This is a genomic window from Pseudonocardia alaniniphila (assembly GCF_022524485.1).
GTDB lineage: Bacteria > Actinomycetota > Actinomycetes > Mycobacteriales > Pseudonocardiaceae > Pseudonocardia > Pseudonocardia alaniniphila.
Genome location: NZ_JAKXMK010000070.1, coordinates 1 through 15,845, shown reverse-complemented (window position 1 = coordinate 15,845; position 15,845 = coordinate 1). Strand labels below are relative to the sequence as shown.

The 15,845-nt window shown below is 65.2% G+C and carries 7 protein-coding genes, 1 pseudogene and 1 other annotated feature; of the genes and pseudogenes, 2 read left to right on the top strand and 6 right to left on the bottom strand.

The genetic code is table 11. The features are described from left to right. Nucleotides 1-813: 813 nt before the first annotated feature. The 4 genes from MMF94_RS42575 to MMF94_RS42555 all read right to left on the bottom strand — a co-directional run bounded on the left by MMF94_RS42575 (nucleotide 814) and on the right by MMF94_RS42555 (nucleotide 5,656). A complete protein-coding gene (locus tag MMF94_RS42575) occupies nucleotides 814-1,227 on the bottom strand; it encodes a nuclear transport factor 2 family protein (protein WP_241043199.1) in 414 nt (137 codons plus the stop codon). 990 nt (nucleotides 1,228-2,217) lie between these two features. Further along, a complete protein-coding gene (locus tag MMF94_RS42565) occupies nucleotides 2,218-3,081 on the bottom strand; it encodes an alpha/beta fold hydrolase (protein ID WP_241043198.1) in 864 nt (287 codons plus the stop codon). 153 nt (nucleotides 3,082-3,234) lie between these two features. Beyond that, a complete protein-coding gene (locus MMF94_RS42560; RefSeq protein ID WP_241043197.1) occupies nucleotides 3,235-4,065 on the bottom strand; it encodes a helix-turn-helix transcriptional regulator in 831 nt (276 codons plus the stop codon). A 436-nt stretch (nucleotides 4,066-4,501) separates the two neighbouring features. Next, nucleotides 4,502-5,656 (bottom strand): serine hydrolase domain-containing protein, encoded by a 1,155-nt coding sequence (locus tag MMF94_RS42555; protein ID WP_241043196.1) that lies wholly within the window; start codon nucleotides 5,654-5,656, stop codon nucleotides 4,502-4,504. 1,599 nt (nucleotides 5,657-7,255) lie between these two features. On the opposite strand from MMF94_RS42555, the gene MMF94_RS42550 reads away from it, so the two are divergent. After that, nucleotides 7,256-8,458 carry a cytochrome P450 gene (locus tag MMF94_RS42550; protein ID WP_241043195.1) on the top strand — a complete coding sequence of 401 codons (1,203 nt, stop codon included), beginning with the start codon at nucleotides 7,256-7,258 and terminating at the stop codon, nucleotides 8,456-8,458. A 126-nt stretch (nucleotides 8,459-8,584) separates the two neighbouring features. Here MMF94_RS42550 and MMF94_RS42545 read toward each other — a convergent pair whose 3' ends face one another. Together MMF94_RS42545 and MMF94_RS42535 are read right to left on the bottom strand one after the other, a co-directional pair. After that, entirely contained in the window at nucleotides 8,585-8,830 is a 246-nt protein-coding gene (locus MMF94_RS42545; RefSeq protein WP_241043194.1) for a hypothetical protein, read from the bottom strand. Nucleotides 8,831-9,224: 394 nt separating this feature from the next. Next, nucleotides 9,225-9,339, bottom strand: a sequence feature (AL1L pseudoknot). After that, nucleotides 9,226-9,485: pseudogene (locus MMF94_RS42535) on the bottom strand (IS3 family transposase); the annotation flags it as partial. It overlaps the preceding feature by 114 nt. Before the next feature lie 1,175 nt (nucleotides 9,486-10,660). Here MMF94_RS42535 and MMF94_RS43540 point away from each other — a divergent pair. Then, nucleotides 10,661-15,634 carry an AAA family ATPase gene (locus MMF94_RS43540; RefSeq protein ID WP_277398971.1) on the top strand — a complete coding sequence of 1,658 codons (4,974 nt, stop codon included), beginning with the start codon at nucleotides 10,661-10,663 and terminating at the stop codon, nucleotides 15,632-15,634. The last annotated feature ends 211 nt before the right edge of the window (nucleotides 15,635-15,845 follow it).

The following is a 15,845-nucleotide window of genomic DNA, read 5'->3' as shown; positions in this document are numbered from 1 at the left end:
TGACCTGCACCCACACATGATCAACACAGACCAGTGATCCCCTGCGGAGGCGCGCCGAGTTACGAGACATCGCTTAGGCTCGACGCGCATTCCTGCAGCCATGCGCAGACTTGACATTCGCCCCGTGAATGCCAATGTCGAGGATTGAGCGTACCGAGACGGCTCCAGATCACTGCGGATCGGACGGACCTACAGTGAAGGGCATGCAGTGTGGCCACAGAACCGTTGCCACGCCGAGCCTATAGCTTGGCGAGCCGCGGTAGCTCAGACCACTGTCGGCGCAGGAGGTCCCTCGGACACGCGGTGGGCAGCATGACACCGACGGCCTCGAGAGCTACCGTGCAGGTGTCGACGTCACACCCACGGGCACGTGACGGGTATTGCTCTATCGGCGTGCTCAATTCGATCTGACTGTTGTCGACCTGTTCCCTGAGCACCACCTGGCGACGCCGTTGCGGATGCCCCCAGGGGGTCTCGCCGCAGGCAGCCGCGTGACCGAAGGCCCCAGCATTCAACCGTGACACACACCCGCTACCAGCGCTGAGCAAACATCCGGCGCATCTCACGCGGCCGGACGACAAAGCAACCATTGCCGCAGTCACGCCAAGACGGGCACGACCCACCTGCTTGTCACGCAGCCTCGACAGCAGCGGATCCCCCACGTGTCCGCCCCTTCCTCCGATCGACACCGGCGGGTGCTCGCGCCGGCAGGCGAGAATCCATCCATCCCCGATAATATCGCCATAATCCATGCCGAGGGGCGGCGGATCAGAGTGGATTGCTACCCCTAGGCACTTTCGGTGTCAGGCGGGGTCAGGCGGGGATGTCGGCTGTGCCGCCGGGAAGCATCGCCCGTGCGGCGTGTACGAGGTCGAGGGATTCACGCAGCAGGGCGATCTTTCCGTCGCAGGCGACGAGTCGGCCGGCGTAGAGCTGCTGGTACCGCCGACCGTTCGCTAGGACGGTGTCTACCCTGTACTCGGCGAACACCTGGTCGGGGGTGTCGATGAGGATTTCGGTCTCTCCGAAAGCGAAATCGGGTGCGTTCTTCAGCAGATCCTCCAGGAAGCTGCGGATGGCTTCCGGCCCGGTCACTCCGCTCGGCAGGCCGAGGGATTCGAGGTACGGGAGTTCGAGGACACCGTCGTTAGTGAACAAGGCGGCGGCCTTCTCCGGCTCGCGGAAGCCGTCGAGGTAAGCGAGCAAGAGTTCACGCGCGTTCTTCATGAGCGGTTCGCTGCTTTCATCATCGATCGCGGACGGGTCACGGCTGTATGGCCGTGGCGGCGAGCGCCGCCAAGATGCTTTGTGTAGCTGCGACGGCGCAGACGTGGCAGCTAGAGGCCCGGGGTCGCCCGGACCGGTCCGGGTATAGCGGAGTTGTTGATCAGGCGTCCTCTGAATCGATGTACATAATCTTTCATATGTTCAATGCGAGAGTGAAGCGGCTCTGTCTTACCTGCCGCGGAAGTGGAGGCGAAGCGGTGTAAACCGACGGACACGACGAGGTCAACCGGGCCACGTTGCCGACCCGAGTGCCAGATGCCTCTCGACGGCTTGCCCGGCGTCGAGGCAACCAGCAGGCAGCTGTCCTCGGCCAGCAGACCCGTGGCGAGCCCCGTGGGCTTGCTGGTCATGCCGCTCGGGGATGGTCGCCCAGATCCCGCGTCGTCACAGGTATGCGCGGTTGGCACGGCTGGAGTACCCCTTGTCCGCCAGCACCCGCACCGGACGCGTCGCCGGGCGACCGGGCCGCCGCGGCGGCGGCGGAACTCGACACCATCCAGGACCTGCTCGAACATGGTGGTGTCGTCGACGTTGCCCCCGGTCAACACCACCGACAACGGGCGACCATGACCGTCGCAAGCGAGATGGAACCTTGGTAGAGGGTCCGTCCCGGGACCGCCCGATAGCATGATCATCTGTCTCGTCGTGCCCGCTGCAGGCCTCGTCCACCCCCCGAGGGGCGATGGGGTGGTGATGGCCTTGCAGGTGCAGGCGGCATGCTGGTGAGCGCGTCCGATAGGCCCTAACCACCGGTCTCGCTCCACACCATTTCTGAGAACGCTCCTCCTCTGGGCACATATCCGCAGGACCGCCGAAGGCAGGGACTCTACACTCACTTTCTTCACTCCCACCCACCGCTTCCAGCAGGTCATCAGACGCCAGCTTATGCATCAATGCCAAGGGCTAACGGATGCACGTTTACGGCGCAAATTAGGTGGCCAACCAATGCTCGCGCAAGAGCGGGCTGAACATCTTTGCGCGTTCCTCGGGGAAGAAAATTCTTGCGCCTTCCAGCTCAACCGGCTGACCCGCTCCCGGAATCGTGTCGGCCAACCAGTATGCCCATCGCACGGGGAAATAGACGTCATCTGTGCCCCAAACGATCAAGGTTCGGGCGTTCAATTGACGCAGCTGCGGCTCGACGGCAACCGTGTGGCGATTATCGAACGCTGCGATGAAACGCTCTAGGTCATGCGTGCGTTGTTCATTGCGCACAAACGGTCGCAGATAGACCTCGATGTCTGCGTCCGAGATGGTGCCGGCTTGTTCGTACGCTGGCCCAAGTGCCTCTGGCGAGCGGTAGAGCGACTTGTCAGCCAGCATTGCCTTCAAAGTACTGCCCAGTTCGCCGGATGCGGCCATGGCCATGAACGGTTTAAATGCCTCAGGTGGCCAGTTGTCATAGGTGTCACAGTTGGTGAGGGTCAAGGTCCGCACCCGATGAGGATTGCGGGCTGCAAAGATCTGCGCGATGGCGCCGCCGCCAGCGTTGCCAATCAGATCGACCTTGTCGATTTGCAAGGCGTCGAGCGCCTCTTTGAGCATGGAAGCATTGGTAGTGACGGAGACGTCCCGACCCGGATCGATCTCGGTGTCGCCATGAGCGAGGAGGTCCACCGCGATGCAACGGCGGACGTCGGCCAGCTCCTCTAAGTGATAGCGCCACAGATGCTTGTTTAGAAGCACGCCATGGACAAACAACGCCACCGGCCCAGAGCCAGTTTCGACGTAGCTGATGCGACCCGAGGTAGTCTTGATACTGCGGGTAGTTAAGGTAAATTGCTGGCCGCTCACAGGTCCCCCAAGAATTCCGTGGATCCATCTGGACGGTAGTGCTCCATTTTCCAGATCTCGATCATGTGCCTCCTCCCCTTCAGGCCAAGTTCGTCATCTCACGCTACTCAGGGGAAGTCGGCAGTGCTGTCAGAATCTTTAGCTGTGACAGAGTTAACGAATCCGAGCTGAGCGTCGGAACGCTGACGGCGTCTGGCCGTATGCTTGCTTGAACGCAGCACTGAAGTGGCTATGGCTAGAGAACCCGAGCTCAAACGCCAGGTCTGCTAGTTTGTCGTGGTCCCCGAGCAGGTCAAGCGCTCGGGCCAACCTCAGTTGCAGTTGATATCGATAGAGCGGTATGCCTTCGAACTGTTGGAACACCTGGGTGAGATAGACCGGCGAGACACCAACCTCGACAGCGATTTCTGCCAGCGTCCACCGCCGACCCAGGTCTGACGCGAGGACCAACTTTGCACGATCCACCAACCTCTGGCGACCGAGGCTGCCGTTCGTGGCGCGACGAGTGCGCTCGCCAAGCGCACGACGCAGCAGCGCGATTGTCAGGCTTTCAGCTTCAAGGGTCTCGCCCGCACCGCGGTTCAGGCTGTGGCGCAGTGACGCCATGAGCGTCTGAGCATTCGCATCGATGCGCAAGCGCGACCGATTAAACGCCGCCTGCCCGTTGGTGCGCAGATATTCCTTCGGCGCCAGCTCGAACAGCGTAGCCGCACTGATCCAGATTGATAAACTGGCATCTCCACCTTCAACGGGATGGCTGATCTGGTAGGGCTCGTCCTCGTTGATGAAGATTGTCTGGTTCGCTTCTGCGATAGCTTCTGTTCGGCCCACGTGGTGCACGTAAACACCTCGATAAGGGAAGACCACGTGTGTTGCCGGAACGCATTCCTCTGCAGCCTTGCGCTTGTGCACGCCTGGGCATATCACGTCCCACACGCCCACCGTTCCAGTGATCAACAAGGGATGCGCATCAAATTCTGCCATGGCGAGACGTCTCCTACTCCGTATTGTTTCTCCTGACATGACAGGGCCGCGCAATCTGGCCTATGGTGGACTCTACCCCTCGCCATCGTAAGCTCTGGCATGCACCGAATATCGTGTGGCGCGTCACGACGCTTCGCGGCCCGGCGAACAGGGGCATGATTGAGCTGTGATCTGCTGATCTCCGCTCCCTGCGCGGCAGCAGTTCGTCGTGCCATGCATCCAGCAGCGCCACCTGCGCGCCTGTCACTCGATCCTTGAGCGCCTACTACCAATGATCAAGTTCGATGGGCAGCCAGAAGCACCGATCCCGTCCGCATCAGCGGCTGTGTCACAATCTTTGTGATCCGGACGCTGCCGAGGTAGGTGAAACACAACATTTCATAAGAAGGGAGATTGGCGGCATGCGCAGAGCCGAGCGGCGGTGGCCAAGGACGACTCACGAACGGCATGCGTAGACCGCGTTCTCGAAGTTGGCGTATAGCTCGAGTGCCCCGGGGGAGACGAACGGAAGGAAGCTGCTATAGATCGATGCGCATATACCGCTGGTGCGGTCGATCCAGAAGTAGGTGTTGCATATCCCCGCCCAGGCCCCGGACCAGGCTCTGCGTGCGCCCGGCACGTCCTGACTGTTCAGCAGCAGCCCGTAGCCCCACTTGTGACCGGGGCCGGCGTTGAACGCGCAAGTTACAGCCGGGTCGGCGCTGAGCAGCTCGGCCGGGAAGTCCAGGTCGCCAATCTGATTGGTAAAGGCTGCCTCGACGGTCTCCGAGGAAAGGATCCGCTCGCCCTCCAGCTCGCCGCCGCACAGCAAGGCCTGTTCGAAGCGGATGTAGTCGGTAGGTGTCGAGTACAGGCCGTGTCCACCGGAGCGCCACTCCGGCTGGTTGAGTTCCTCGAGCACAGCCCACTTGCCATTCTCACCTTTCAGGTGGATCGGGGCAGCTTTAGCACGCTGAGCGTCGTTCGGCAAGAATGTGGTATTGGGCATGCCCAGCGGGCCAGTGATGCCTTCCTCGATGGCTACGTCCAGCGTCGTACCGCCGACTACCTCGACGACCCTGCCTAGCCAGTCGGTGTTGATGCCATATATATAGCGAGTGCCCGGATCGGCCAGCAGCGGGGCGTTGAACACGCCCAGGAGACCGGAAGCCACCAGCGGGTTGCCAGTGACCCGCTCCCACCGCGACATCTCCTCGCTCCAAAAGCTATAGCCCAATCCTGAGGTGTGCGTGATCAGGTGCTTGACCGTGGCCTGACTGGCCGCTGGGCGCATCCGGGGGGTGTCGCCGTCGAAACCGACCAGGACCTGGCGCTCAGCGAACTCGGGGAGGTACTCATCGACCGGTGCCGCCAGGTCGATCTTCCCCTGCTCGACCAACTGTAGAGCAGCTACGGTGGTCACCATCTTGGTCATCGACATAATCCGGAATTGTGTGTCAACTGCGACCGAGTCGGCGCCGTCTGCCTGCTTGGGACCGGCCGCGCCCCGGTAGATGATGCCGTCCGCATCGGCCGCGATCGCCGCCACGTTGGGTACCGCGCCGCTGCGCACCGCATCGCGAAGCAGCTTGTCAATGGATGATTCGTCCATTTGCCCTCCTGTTGACGTCGACCATCGAGCGACCTGCGCCGATTGACGAATAATCGCGGCAGTCTGGAAGGTGATTCAATGTCCATTGCAGGACGCGTCCACCCCCGAGGGACGCCTGCGCGGGGCTGGTATCGTGAATGCGAGCGATATCTCCGCGGCGCCACATCAATGCCTGCACACCATAAAAGAAATCGCGCATGACCTGCCCTCACTCTCAGAACAATATTTGGACGCCGCCCCTGGTCGCGTTGATATTTGGCGCCCGCACGCCAGGCGCTACGACTGGAAAGGCGGGCACAGTGCGAGAGAATCAGTCCCGAGTTCCCAATCAAGTTGCCGGACACGCCATCTCTGCATCGGCAGTCGATGCAACCGCGTGTGTTGAAGGTATCAAGCGTGTCTCGATCATGGCCCCTCATCGGCAAGGCAAGCTCGATCTTCTTGGCCGAGCATCGAGACTGCCGTCGCCCCGCCGTCGATAAGTTCGCCGTCAGAGGCACGCTGGGTGCGGTATTCGACCATCAAGTCACCGGGCACGTCATATCACCACTCAGCGCGTGACCGAGTGATAGCCGCCATCCGACCCACCATCACGACATAGTGCTTGAGTGTGATCTTCGTCCGCGATTCGTGCGGGCGGCATAGAACTTTGTCGCGATTTTCAGCCATGTAACGGACGCTACCGACTAGACCGCCGCCGCGCTGTCAGAATCTTTAGTCGCACATCTACGGGCATATCCTCCGAACTGGCGGAAGTGGGGCCGGACGAGAGGCCACGGTCACCGCCTCCCGTTCACCACCATAAATGGGAACCCGCGTCGACTGATCGGACTACCCAGGATCTTCCTCATATATACATAGACAACGCCTAAACCGCTAGCAGGTCCTCCCGCCGGCCAACGATGCGGCATCGGCCTGCTGAGCTGAGACCGAACGCCGCCCGGCAGCGGATTGGACAGGCCTTCGCAAACGGCGAAGCGCTGGCCATGGCTGACAGAGGGCGCAGATCGTTAATAATGTCCGCTTGATCACCGCAGCCGACACTGACTGCTGCTCACGTGGCGTCGACCGAAGCCGTCCCGCCCCAGGCCACTGGCCGTGGAGGTCACGGGGGAAGCGGCCGACCGTTGCCGCATTCCCCGGATCTGACACTAAACCTGACGCCAGGTCCCCTCGCTGGAGGCAATCCTCGTCGCCCCCTCCCCTAAACACTCGCCTGATCGCCTGGCTACCTTTTTGATCAACCCCGGTAAGTGCATGCAGGCCACCAGTCGCAGTATGACGCGTTGCCCCTGTCGCTTGCATGATCATGGAGGGTGTTGTCGCCGCGACCGGAGGGCGCCAACGACCGCTGATAGGACGTGTCTCGCTTGTGGTCAGCTCGTGACGTGGGCTGCCGGTGCGGGTGCTCGTGGTCGGCCTACCGCGACGAGGAGGGAGCGGAGGTTGCCTGATCCTGATCACCATCCGAGTGGGTTTGCGGTGTTCTGCGGGCTGGCCGTTGGCAAGTCCGAGCAAATTTGCACCTTTCGCGACATACTGTACCTTCTTTCCGGTCGCTAATTGCGATCTTCCCGGCCCGGGATCTACTATTCGATCATGAAGGATAACACGATCACTCTTCCCGTTACCGAGCCGGCGACTGGGCGAGATCTGCTGCGTCAAGTGATCTCGCTGCGGCCAACTCCGATCACATTGGATCCTATGGGATTCCGCCAGTTCATGCGTTACGACGACGTGAGTAGACTGCTGCACGACCATCGGCTGCGCAACTACGGTATCGATATCCTTACCCATGGGGGAATCACCGAGGGGCCGTTGTACGAGTTGTTCAGAAATCTCATGTTCAACAATGAGGGTGATCGGCACGACCGCTTGCGACGGCTCGTGTCTAAGGCGTTCGCGCCGCGCACGGTCAAAACATTACTTCCTACCATGCAGGCCTTCGTCGACGAACGCACCGCGGTCATGGTAGAGCGAGGTGCAAGTGAGATCGTCAGCGACTTGGCGCAGCCACTCTCGATTACCGCGCCGTGCGACGTGCTCGGAGTTCCGCGGTCGGACATTCCGATATTCGAGAGATGGGTACAAGATCTCGGACTGGCGTTCGGCTTCATGTCACCCAACGAGATCGACAACGCTCACGTCGCCGTGCGCCAGCTTATTGAGTACGTGGACACGCTCATCGCCGGACGGCGAGCCCGGCCGGCCGACGATCTGATCACAGCACTCGTCCACGTCGAGGAGGCAGGTGACCGACTGACGTACGACGAGCTCCAGGCAATGATCGCGAACATCCTGTTCGGTGGCTACCACGCCACGTACCACCAGATCTCGCTGGCGGTGATGAACCTGCTCGAGCATCCCAACTTCGCATCCCAAGTGGCCCACACCTCGGAACGGCTCAGCGCAGCCGTCGAAGAGCTCCTCCGTTGCGACCCGGCCGCCCCGCGCGCGGTACGTGTAGCGCTCACTCCTGTCGAGCTGGACCACACGACGATCCCTGAGGGAGAGCTCATCATGCTTAGCATCGTGGCGGCCAACCGCGACCCGGACGTGTGGGACGAACCGGATACCTTAACCCTCGACCGACCGCGCGCCGCGCGTCATCTCGCGTTCGGGCACGGCATTCACCATTGCCTCGGGGCGGCACTGGCACGCATGCAGATCGAGCAGACCGTCCGAGCGGTCGCTGACCATCTTTCGGGTTGGCGGCTCGCCGTCCCCGTTGATGAGCTTGACTGGTCCCCGGCTAGAGCCGCCTTCCGGGGCGTGGTGGCACTGCCGATCGTCGCGGGTTAGTGGCCGGCCAGGTACTCGGGTTCGGTTCGCTCAGCACTCAGAGCGGCGTTGATGACGTCACCGAACAAGCAACGGTGCCCGGGTCGACCTTGCCGCCTGGGCGTTTGGGCAGCTTCTCTGAGGCCATCACCGCGATCGCCTCGTAACGTCTTTTGGGGACACCACCTCGCCGAGCAGCTGTGCAGCTCGGCGATGGATGGCCACTCCGGCCTCGAGTTCGGCGATGCGTTTGCGCGCCGCGGTCAGCTCGGCGTTCTCGGTGCTGGTCGTGCCCGGAAGCTGGCCGGTATCGATCAGCTCCTGGCGCCGCCACACGTAGATCCCTGATATCGAGATCAGCGGCGACCTGAGCGACGGGACGGCCCGCAGCAACCAGGTCGAGGACCTTGCGGCGGAACTCGGCGGGATACCTCTTCGGCACGGAACTGGCGATCCTCTCGGGCCAGAGGACCGTGATCATCCAGTAAACCGACTCCAGGGAACCCGCGGCACATCAAAGTCTCCGGACACCCCGGGGCGGTTCAGTCGTGGGCATTGGGTGCGGCGCCACTTTGCCTCGTCGACGACCAGCATCAACGCGTTGGGACTGAGGACGGACGGCGTCGGCGGCTGCCCGTCACGCGAGTGACGCCGCCTTGTGCAACGGCGGGATCAACAGCACGCACAGACTGGCGATCGCGACGGCCACCGACGCCGTCGATCGCGCCCGCAACGGAGTCATCGAGGACCGTTCCGAAAGCCGGACCCGGATTCACGATCGGCACGCCGGCCGCGGCCAGCACCCGGCGGATCGGCTCGACCCCGAACTCGCCACGGTGCGCGTCGATATAGTCGATCACCTGTTGCCGCGGCGGTCGAGCTCCGCCCCGAAGAAAGCCGCTGCGGACTTGAGGATGTCGTTGGCCCGGCGCAGCTCACGGACCTCACGCTCCAGCTCCTTGATCCGCGCCGCCTCGCTACTCGGCACACCAGTCCGCAAACCGGCGTCGACCTCTGTCTGCCGCACGTAGTGCCGCAACGCCTCCGGATGCACACCCAGCTGCTTGGCCACCCGCGACAACACACCGCGGTCCTCCGGATCCTGCACACGCAGCTCCAACACCATCCGCACCCCGCGCTCCATCAACTCCAGCGGGTACTTCCTCGGCGCCGCCATAGCTCTGATCCTTCCCAGCTTCAGAGCCTCCACCCGAGCCGGGGCGGTTCACTCCGACATCAGCGGCCTTGAGCGCATCCAAGACGTCGAGCAGGACAGATTGGTCCAGGGCCGTCGAGTGGCACCTCTCAACGACTTCCTTGGCGGGTTCCTGCAGCGTCACGCGATGGCCCTCCCACGCGCTCAGGCACGCCGAACGGCCAGGAGTTACACCACCAGCGGGCATATGACCGGGCCGCCCGGTTCCTGCGCGGCCGGCACTCGCACCCGATGCCGGGTTACCTGGACCGTGGTTGGGCCGCGGTACTCGGCCACCGGAACTCGAGATAACCGAGATTCCCCAGCCAATGCGGATCAAATTAGAGCGCGTCATGCCGGGTTTCGAAACCTGCGAAGCCCAGTGGATACGGTGGTATTCGAACCCGCGCTGGGCTTCGTCCGTCGTCAGGACGCACCAGGGCAAGTTCGGTCCGGGGGTAGCGCCAGAGGAAGGCGTGGGGGTTCGGCGTTCTGGTCGGCCCCTGCGATCCAGTAGGCGCTTGTCGTGTTCCGGGCTTGGCGTTCTGCGTGCTGGATCTGGCACAGCAGGTCACGGCGTGCGCGTCGTAACTCATGCCCCTGACGAAGACGGTCGCGATAGCGGATGCGCGGGGCGACAGCAATGTTGCCTATACGGTCGTCCGTCAGTCGCTCGGTCCGACCATCACGGAATCCAATGGCGGCGGTGCTTTCGCCGAGGATTGCCAGCTCCAGCCACTCCCCCACTTCGGAGCAGCAACACTGTCGACGAAGGGCGACCTGGGGTTCGAGGTCAGCTGGCGAGACACCGTGGCGATCGCGTCGGACAGGAGCGCAGGGAGGCCGTCGGGGTCCTCGAGCGTGTTGGTCAATACAGTCAACGCCCCCTCGAGAGCTCCACGTGGGACGCCGGCCTTGGCTTCGAAGCTCGGGCGTCCTGCGAACGCTGACGACCAGGTACTTGCGCGAGCAGGCGGTCGAGCGTAGGCACGGTCGTTGGTGCGTCCGACCGGGTATGGAGGTGTCGGATGGGGACGGATGGGCCCCTGTCGGGCCGGGATCCGCCCGCTCGGGCCGAGGTACTGCTGCACGAGAGCGCGCGCACGCGGGTGACTCGGCTGTCCCTCCCGCAGGGCGCCGCCGTTGTCCGCAAGGAGCCGCTAGGGCCAGACGCGCAGCGGCGACTGCGGCACGAGATGGGAATCCTGGAGCGGCTGCGCGGGGTTCCAGGGTTGGCGCAGTTGCACGAAGCGCCGCGGTACCCGGACTCAATCGTGCTGGCTGATGCCGGTGAGACGACCCTGGCCGGGCTGGCCAAGCCACTGGCCGTCGACGAGCTGATCCCGCTGGCGAGCAAGCTGGCTCGGGCGGTGGCGGGAATGCACCGCCGCGGAATACTGCACCGGGATATCACCCCGGCCAACATCGTCATCTCCAGCGCCGGTGCCCCGTGCCTGGTGGACTTCGCGTTGGCGACCTCGTTCGCCGAGATCCGCCCCGAGTTCACCCACCACACCGAGATCGTCGGAACGCTCGCCTACCTCGCCCCCGAGCAGACCGGGCGCACCGGCCTGTCGGTGGACCAACGGGCCGATCTTTACGCCCTGGGTGCGAGCGTGTACGAGCTGGCGACGGGCGATCCTCCGTTCGGTTCCGGCGACCCTCTGCGCCTCACGCACGATCACCTGGCGCGGGTGCCGGTGGCGCCGGCGGAGGTGAACTCGGCCCTGCCCACCTCATTGTCCGAGATCGTCATGCGACTGCTGGAGAAGGAACCCGACCACCGCTACCAAACCGCGGAGGGCCTGGTTTACGACCTGGAACAGGTGCGCGACACGCAGGCACGTCCGGCAGCGGCTCGGGTCCGTATCGGCGAGCACGATGTTCCGCTGCGGTTGCTGCCGCCGTCGCGGCTGGTGGGGCGCGATGCCGAGCTGGCCGCGCTGGAGGCAGCATTCAAGGAGACGCTGACGGGCCGCTGCCGGGGGGTGCTGGTCGGCGGCGCGCCGGGGGTGGGCAAGACGGCGCTGGTCGATCAGCTGCGGCCGGTGGTAACCGGCGGGGACGGCTGGTTCGTGGCCGGCAAGTTTGACCAGTACCGACAGGATCTGGAGTTCAACGCGGGTTTCCAGGCTTTTTGCGCGTTGGGTCGGCTCTTGCTGGCCGAGCCGGAGGACAAGCTGGCCGAGGTCCGCGAACAAGTCATCGAAGCGCTCGGCCCGAACGCGGGTCTGCTGGCCGCGGTCGTGCCGGAGTTCGCCGCGCTGCTGGAGGTGGCCCCCGATGCGGGGGATCCGCTGACCGCGCAGGCGCGGACGCAGCGAGGCGCTGTGCAGGTGCTGCGGGCGGTGGCGTCGCGGAAACGGCCGGTGCTGGTGTTTCTCGATGATCTGCAGTGGGGCGGGCGCACCCCGCTCGGCTTCGTCGATCTCGTGCTGTCCGAGGAACCAGTCGAGGGCCTGCTGCTGGTGGGCGCCTATCGCGACGTCGAGGTGGACGCGACGCATCCGCTGGCGGCCCTGCTGTCGCGATCTCGCGACAAGGCCGGGGTGCGGCTCCTGCAGCTGGAGAACCTGTCCGCACCCAGTCTGGTCACCATGGTGGCGGAGATGCTGCACGTGGACCGGGCCGCGGTGGCAGGCCTGGCAGAGGTGATCAACGAGCACACGTCCGGCAACCCGCACGAGACGGTGGAGCTGCTCAACGCGCTGCGCCGCGAGGGCGTTCTGGCCATGACGGGCGCCGGGTGGCAGTGGGACGACGCTGCCGCGCGGGCTCGTCTGGGCCAGTCCGAGGTGCCTGGGCTGCTGGCGGCGCGGGTCGCGACCATGCCGGCGCCGTCCCGGGCGATGGTCGAGGCGATGGCGTGCCTGGGCGGGCGGGTCGAGGCAAGCCTGCTGCAGACCGCCACCGCCGCACAGGCGGGCGTGGTGGACCAGCACCTGGCAGCCGCGCTCGACGAAGGTGTCCTGGTGGTCGAGCCCGGGCTGCGCGAGACCATGCGGTTCCGCCACGACCGGACCCGCGAGGTCATCCTGGATGGGCTGGATCCGCAGCGGCGACGCGCACTGCAGCTGGCAATGGCCCGGCAGCTGGCCGAGGTGCCGGAGCTGTACGCGGTCGCAGCCGAGCAGTACCTGACGGTGATCGACGCCGTCACCGATACGGCGGAGCGCCACCTGGTGGTGGGGCTGCTGCGCCGCGCCGCCGACCAAGCGGCGTTGATCGGCGAATACTTCCGGGTGAATGCGCTGCTGGTCGCCGCGTTACCGCTGATCGAGCGGGGAGACACCGCGACGCTGATCGCGGTGCACACCGGCCGCCACGCCGCCCTGTACAGCCTAGGGCGCCTCGAGGAGGCAGACGAGGAGTACCGCACCCTCGAACAGCTGTGTCCCAACACGATCCAACGGGCCGACGCGACGGCCCTACAAATGCGCAGCCTGACCCACCGCAAACGCTTCACGGAAGCCATCGCTTTGGGCCTGGAGTCGCTGTACGAGTGCGGCATCGCCGTTCCGGCGGCGGACCGGCTCGGTCAGGAGCTCGACCACCAGTTCGAGTATCTGTACCAGTGGCTGGACACCGACGCCGCCGGTGATTCCACCCGCCCCGAGATCACCGACCCGACGCTGCTCGCCGCGACCCGCCTGATCGACGCGATCCTGCCGGCCGGCTACTTCGTCGCCGACCACGCCTTGCAGGCCTGGCTGAGCCTGGAAACGCTGCGGATCTGGATCGAGCACGGACCCGGACGTACCCTGATCAACCCCGCCTGCTTCGCCTCCTTCCACGCCGTAGCACAGCGCGGCGACAGCACCGCCGGATACCGGTCAGTACGGCGGCTCCTGGCGTTGGGCGAGGCCCGCGGCTACGAGCCCGAGACCTCGCAAGCACGCTTCATGTTCGCAGTCATCAGCTGCTGGTTCGAGCCCATCGAGAACGGTGTCCACGCCGCTCTGCGCGCCCGCCAAGGACTCATCGCGGGGGGCGACCTGGCCCAGGGCGGCTACACCCATCTCCTGAGCGTGTACTACCTGCTGGACTGCGCGCCAACCCTCGACCACCTCGTCGACCAGGTGGAGGCGGGCGTTACCTTCCTCCGCCGTATCGGCAACGAACAGATCGGCCAGGCACTCGACGGCTACCGGTGGCTGGCCGGTGTGCTGCGCGGCGCAGGCTCGGACGCTATCGGTGCGGCGGATCCCACCGACAGATACGCCAACAACCCGCTCGCGCTTCTCCACGCGCATCTCAACCGGGCGATCGCCGCCGCCATCTTCGGCGATCCGGCTGCCCTCACGCGGCACACCGCAGCGGCGACGCCGCTGATGCCGGCCGTCCTCGGCCAGTACTCGTCCGCCGTGGCCCGACTGCTGCGCGGGTTGGCTCTTGCTGGGCAGGCCCGCGGAACGGACGGTGCCGAGCGCGGCAGCCTGCTGTGGGGTCTGGACGAGGTGACGCGGTGGCTGGCCGCGCGCGGTGCGGACACGCCGGCCAACTTTCTGCATCTGCTGCGGTTGCTGGAGGCCGAGCGGGCATGGGCCGTGGGTGATCTCCGGGCCGCCGAGCTGGCCTTCGACGCCGCCCGCCACGAGGTCGCCGACCGCGCACGGCCCTGGCACCGAGCCCTGATCACCGAACACGCCGCCCGCTTCTACCTGGCCCGCGGCCTCGAACACGCCGGCCGCGACCTGCTCGCCCAGGCCCGCCAGCACTATGTCGCCTGGGGCGCGAGCGCCAAAGTCGACCAACTCGACTGGGCCTACCCCACCCTTCGGCCACACGCCGACGCGGCAGCCGGGCAGGACGGTGACCAGCCCGCTGATCTGCTGCATCACCACGGCACCGTCACCACCGGCACACTCGACCTGCTGGGCATCCTGTCCGCCTCACAAGCCTTGAGCTCCGAGACCACCATCGACCGCCTGCACGCCCGCGTCGTCGAGGTACTGAGCGAGATGACCGGCGCCACCGGCGTGCACCTGCTGCTGTGGAACACCGAGCGCAACGACTGGCTGCTCCCCACACCCGACACCAAGGCCTCCCAGATCACGGGCACCGCCGAGGACCATGCGGTGCCGCTGTCGGTGCTGCGCTACGTGCAACGCACCGGCGAACCGCTGGTGGTCCCCGACGCCACCGGCGACGACCGCTTCGCCCGTGACCCCTACTTCGCCGACCTGGACTGCTGCTCGCTGCTGGCCGTGCCGATCCTCAGCCGGGGCAGGTTGCGCGCGGTGCTGCTGCTGGAGAACCGGCTCATCCGCGCCGCGTTCACCGCCGAACGACTCGACGCGGTCATACTCATCGCAGGTCAACTGGCCGTCTCCCTGGACAACACCCAGCTCTACGCCGAGCTCACCACCTCCCGCGCCCGCATCGTCACCACCGCCGACCAGACCCGCCGCCGCATCGAACGCGACCTGCACGACGGCGCCCAACAACGACTGGTCGCCCTCACCCTGCAAGCCCGCGCCGCGCAGGCAGCAGCGCCCCCCGACGCCACCAATTTGCAGGCGCAGCTCGCCGACCTGGCAGCCCAAGCAACCATCGCACTGGACGAGCTGCGCGAGTTCGCCCGCGGCATCCATCCGGCGATCCTCGCCGACGGCGGCCTGCGCCCGGCGCTCAAGACGCTGGCCCGGCGCTCACCAGTCCCGGTCGAGCTCGACGTGGCGGTCGACCGGCGGCTGCCCGATCAGATCGAGATCGCCGTCTACTATCTGGTGGCCGAGGCGTTGACCAACACGGCTAAGCACGCGCATGCCTCCGTCGTACACGTCGAGGTCAACACCGCCCACGATGGTGACTTGCTGCAGGTCTGGGTGCGCGACGATGGCCGCGGTAGTGCCGACCTCTCCGGCGGAACCGGCCTCGTCGGTCTGAGGGACCGCGCGGAGGCGCTCGGCGGCCGGCTCTCGGTACAGAGCGCCCCTGGCGCGGGCACCACCGTGCAAGCCGAGCTCCCGCTGTCCTCCGCCCGCGCTGAATCCGGCTGACAGAGCCTCGGCGTCGAGGCGCTGGCGCAGCGGGCCGGGCCGGCACGTGAACATCCCCGACGTCAGGTGTGGGACTGTCTTACGCTCGATGTAACTGGTCCGACACGCCGAGCGCAGCTCGGAGGAAAGACCAGTAAGCGATGTCTCGTAACTCGGCGCGCCTCCGCAGGGGATCACTGGTCTGTGTTGATCATGTGTGGGTGCAGGTCAT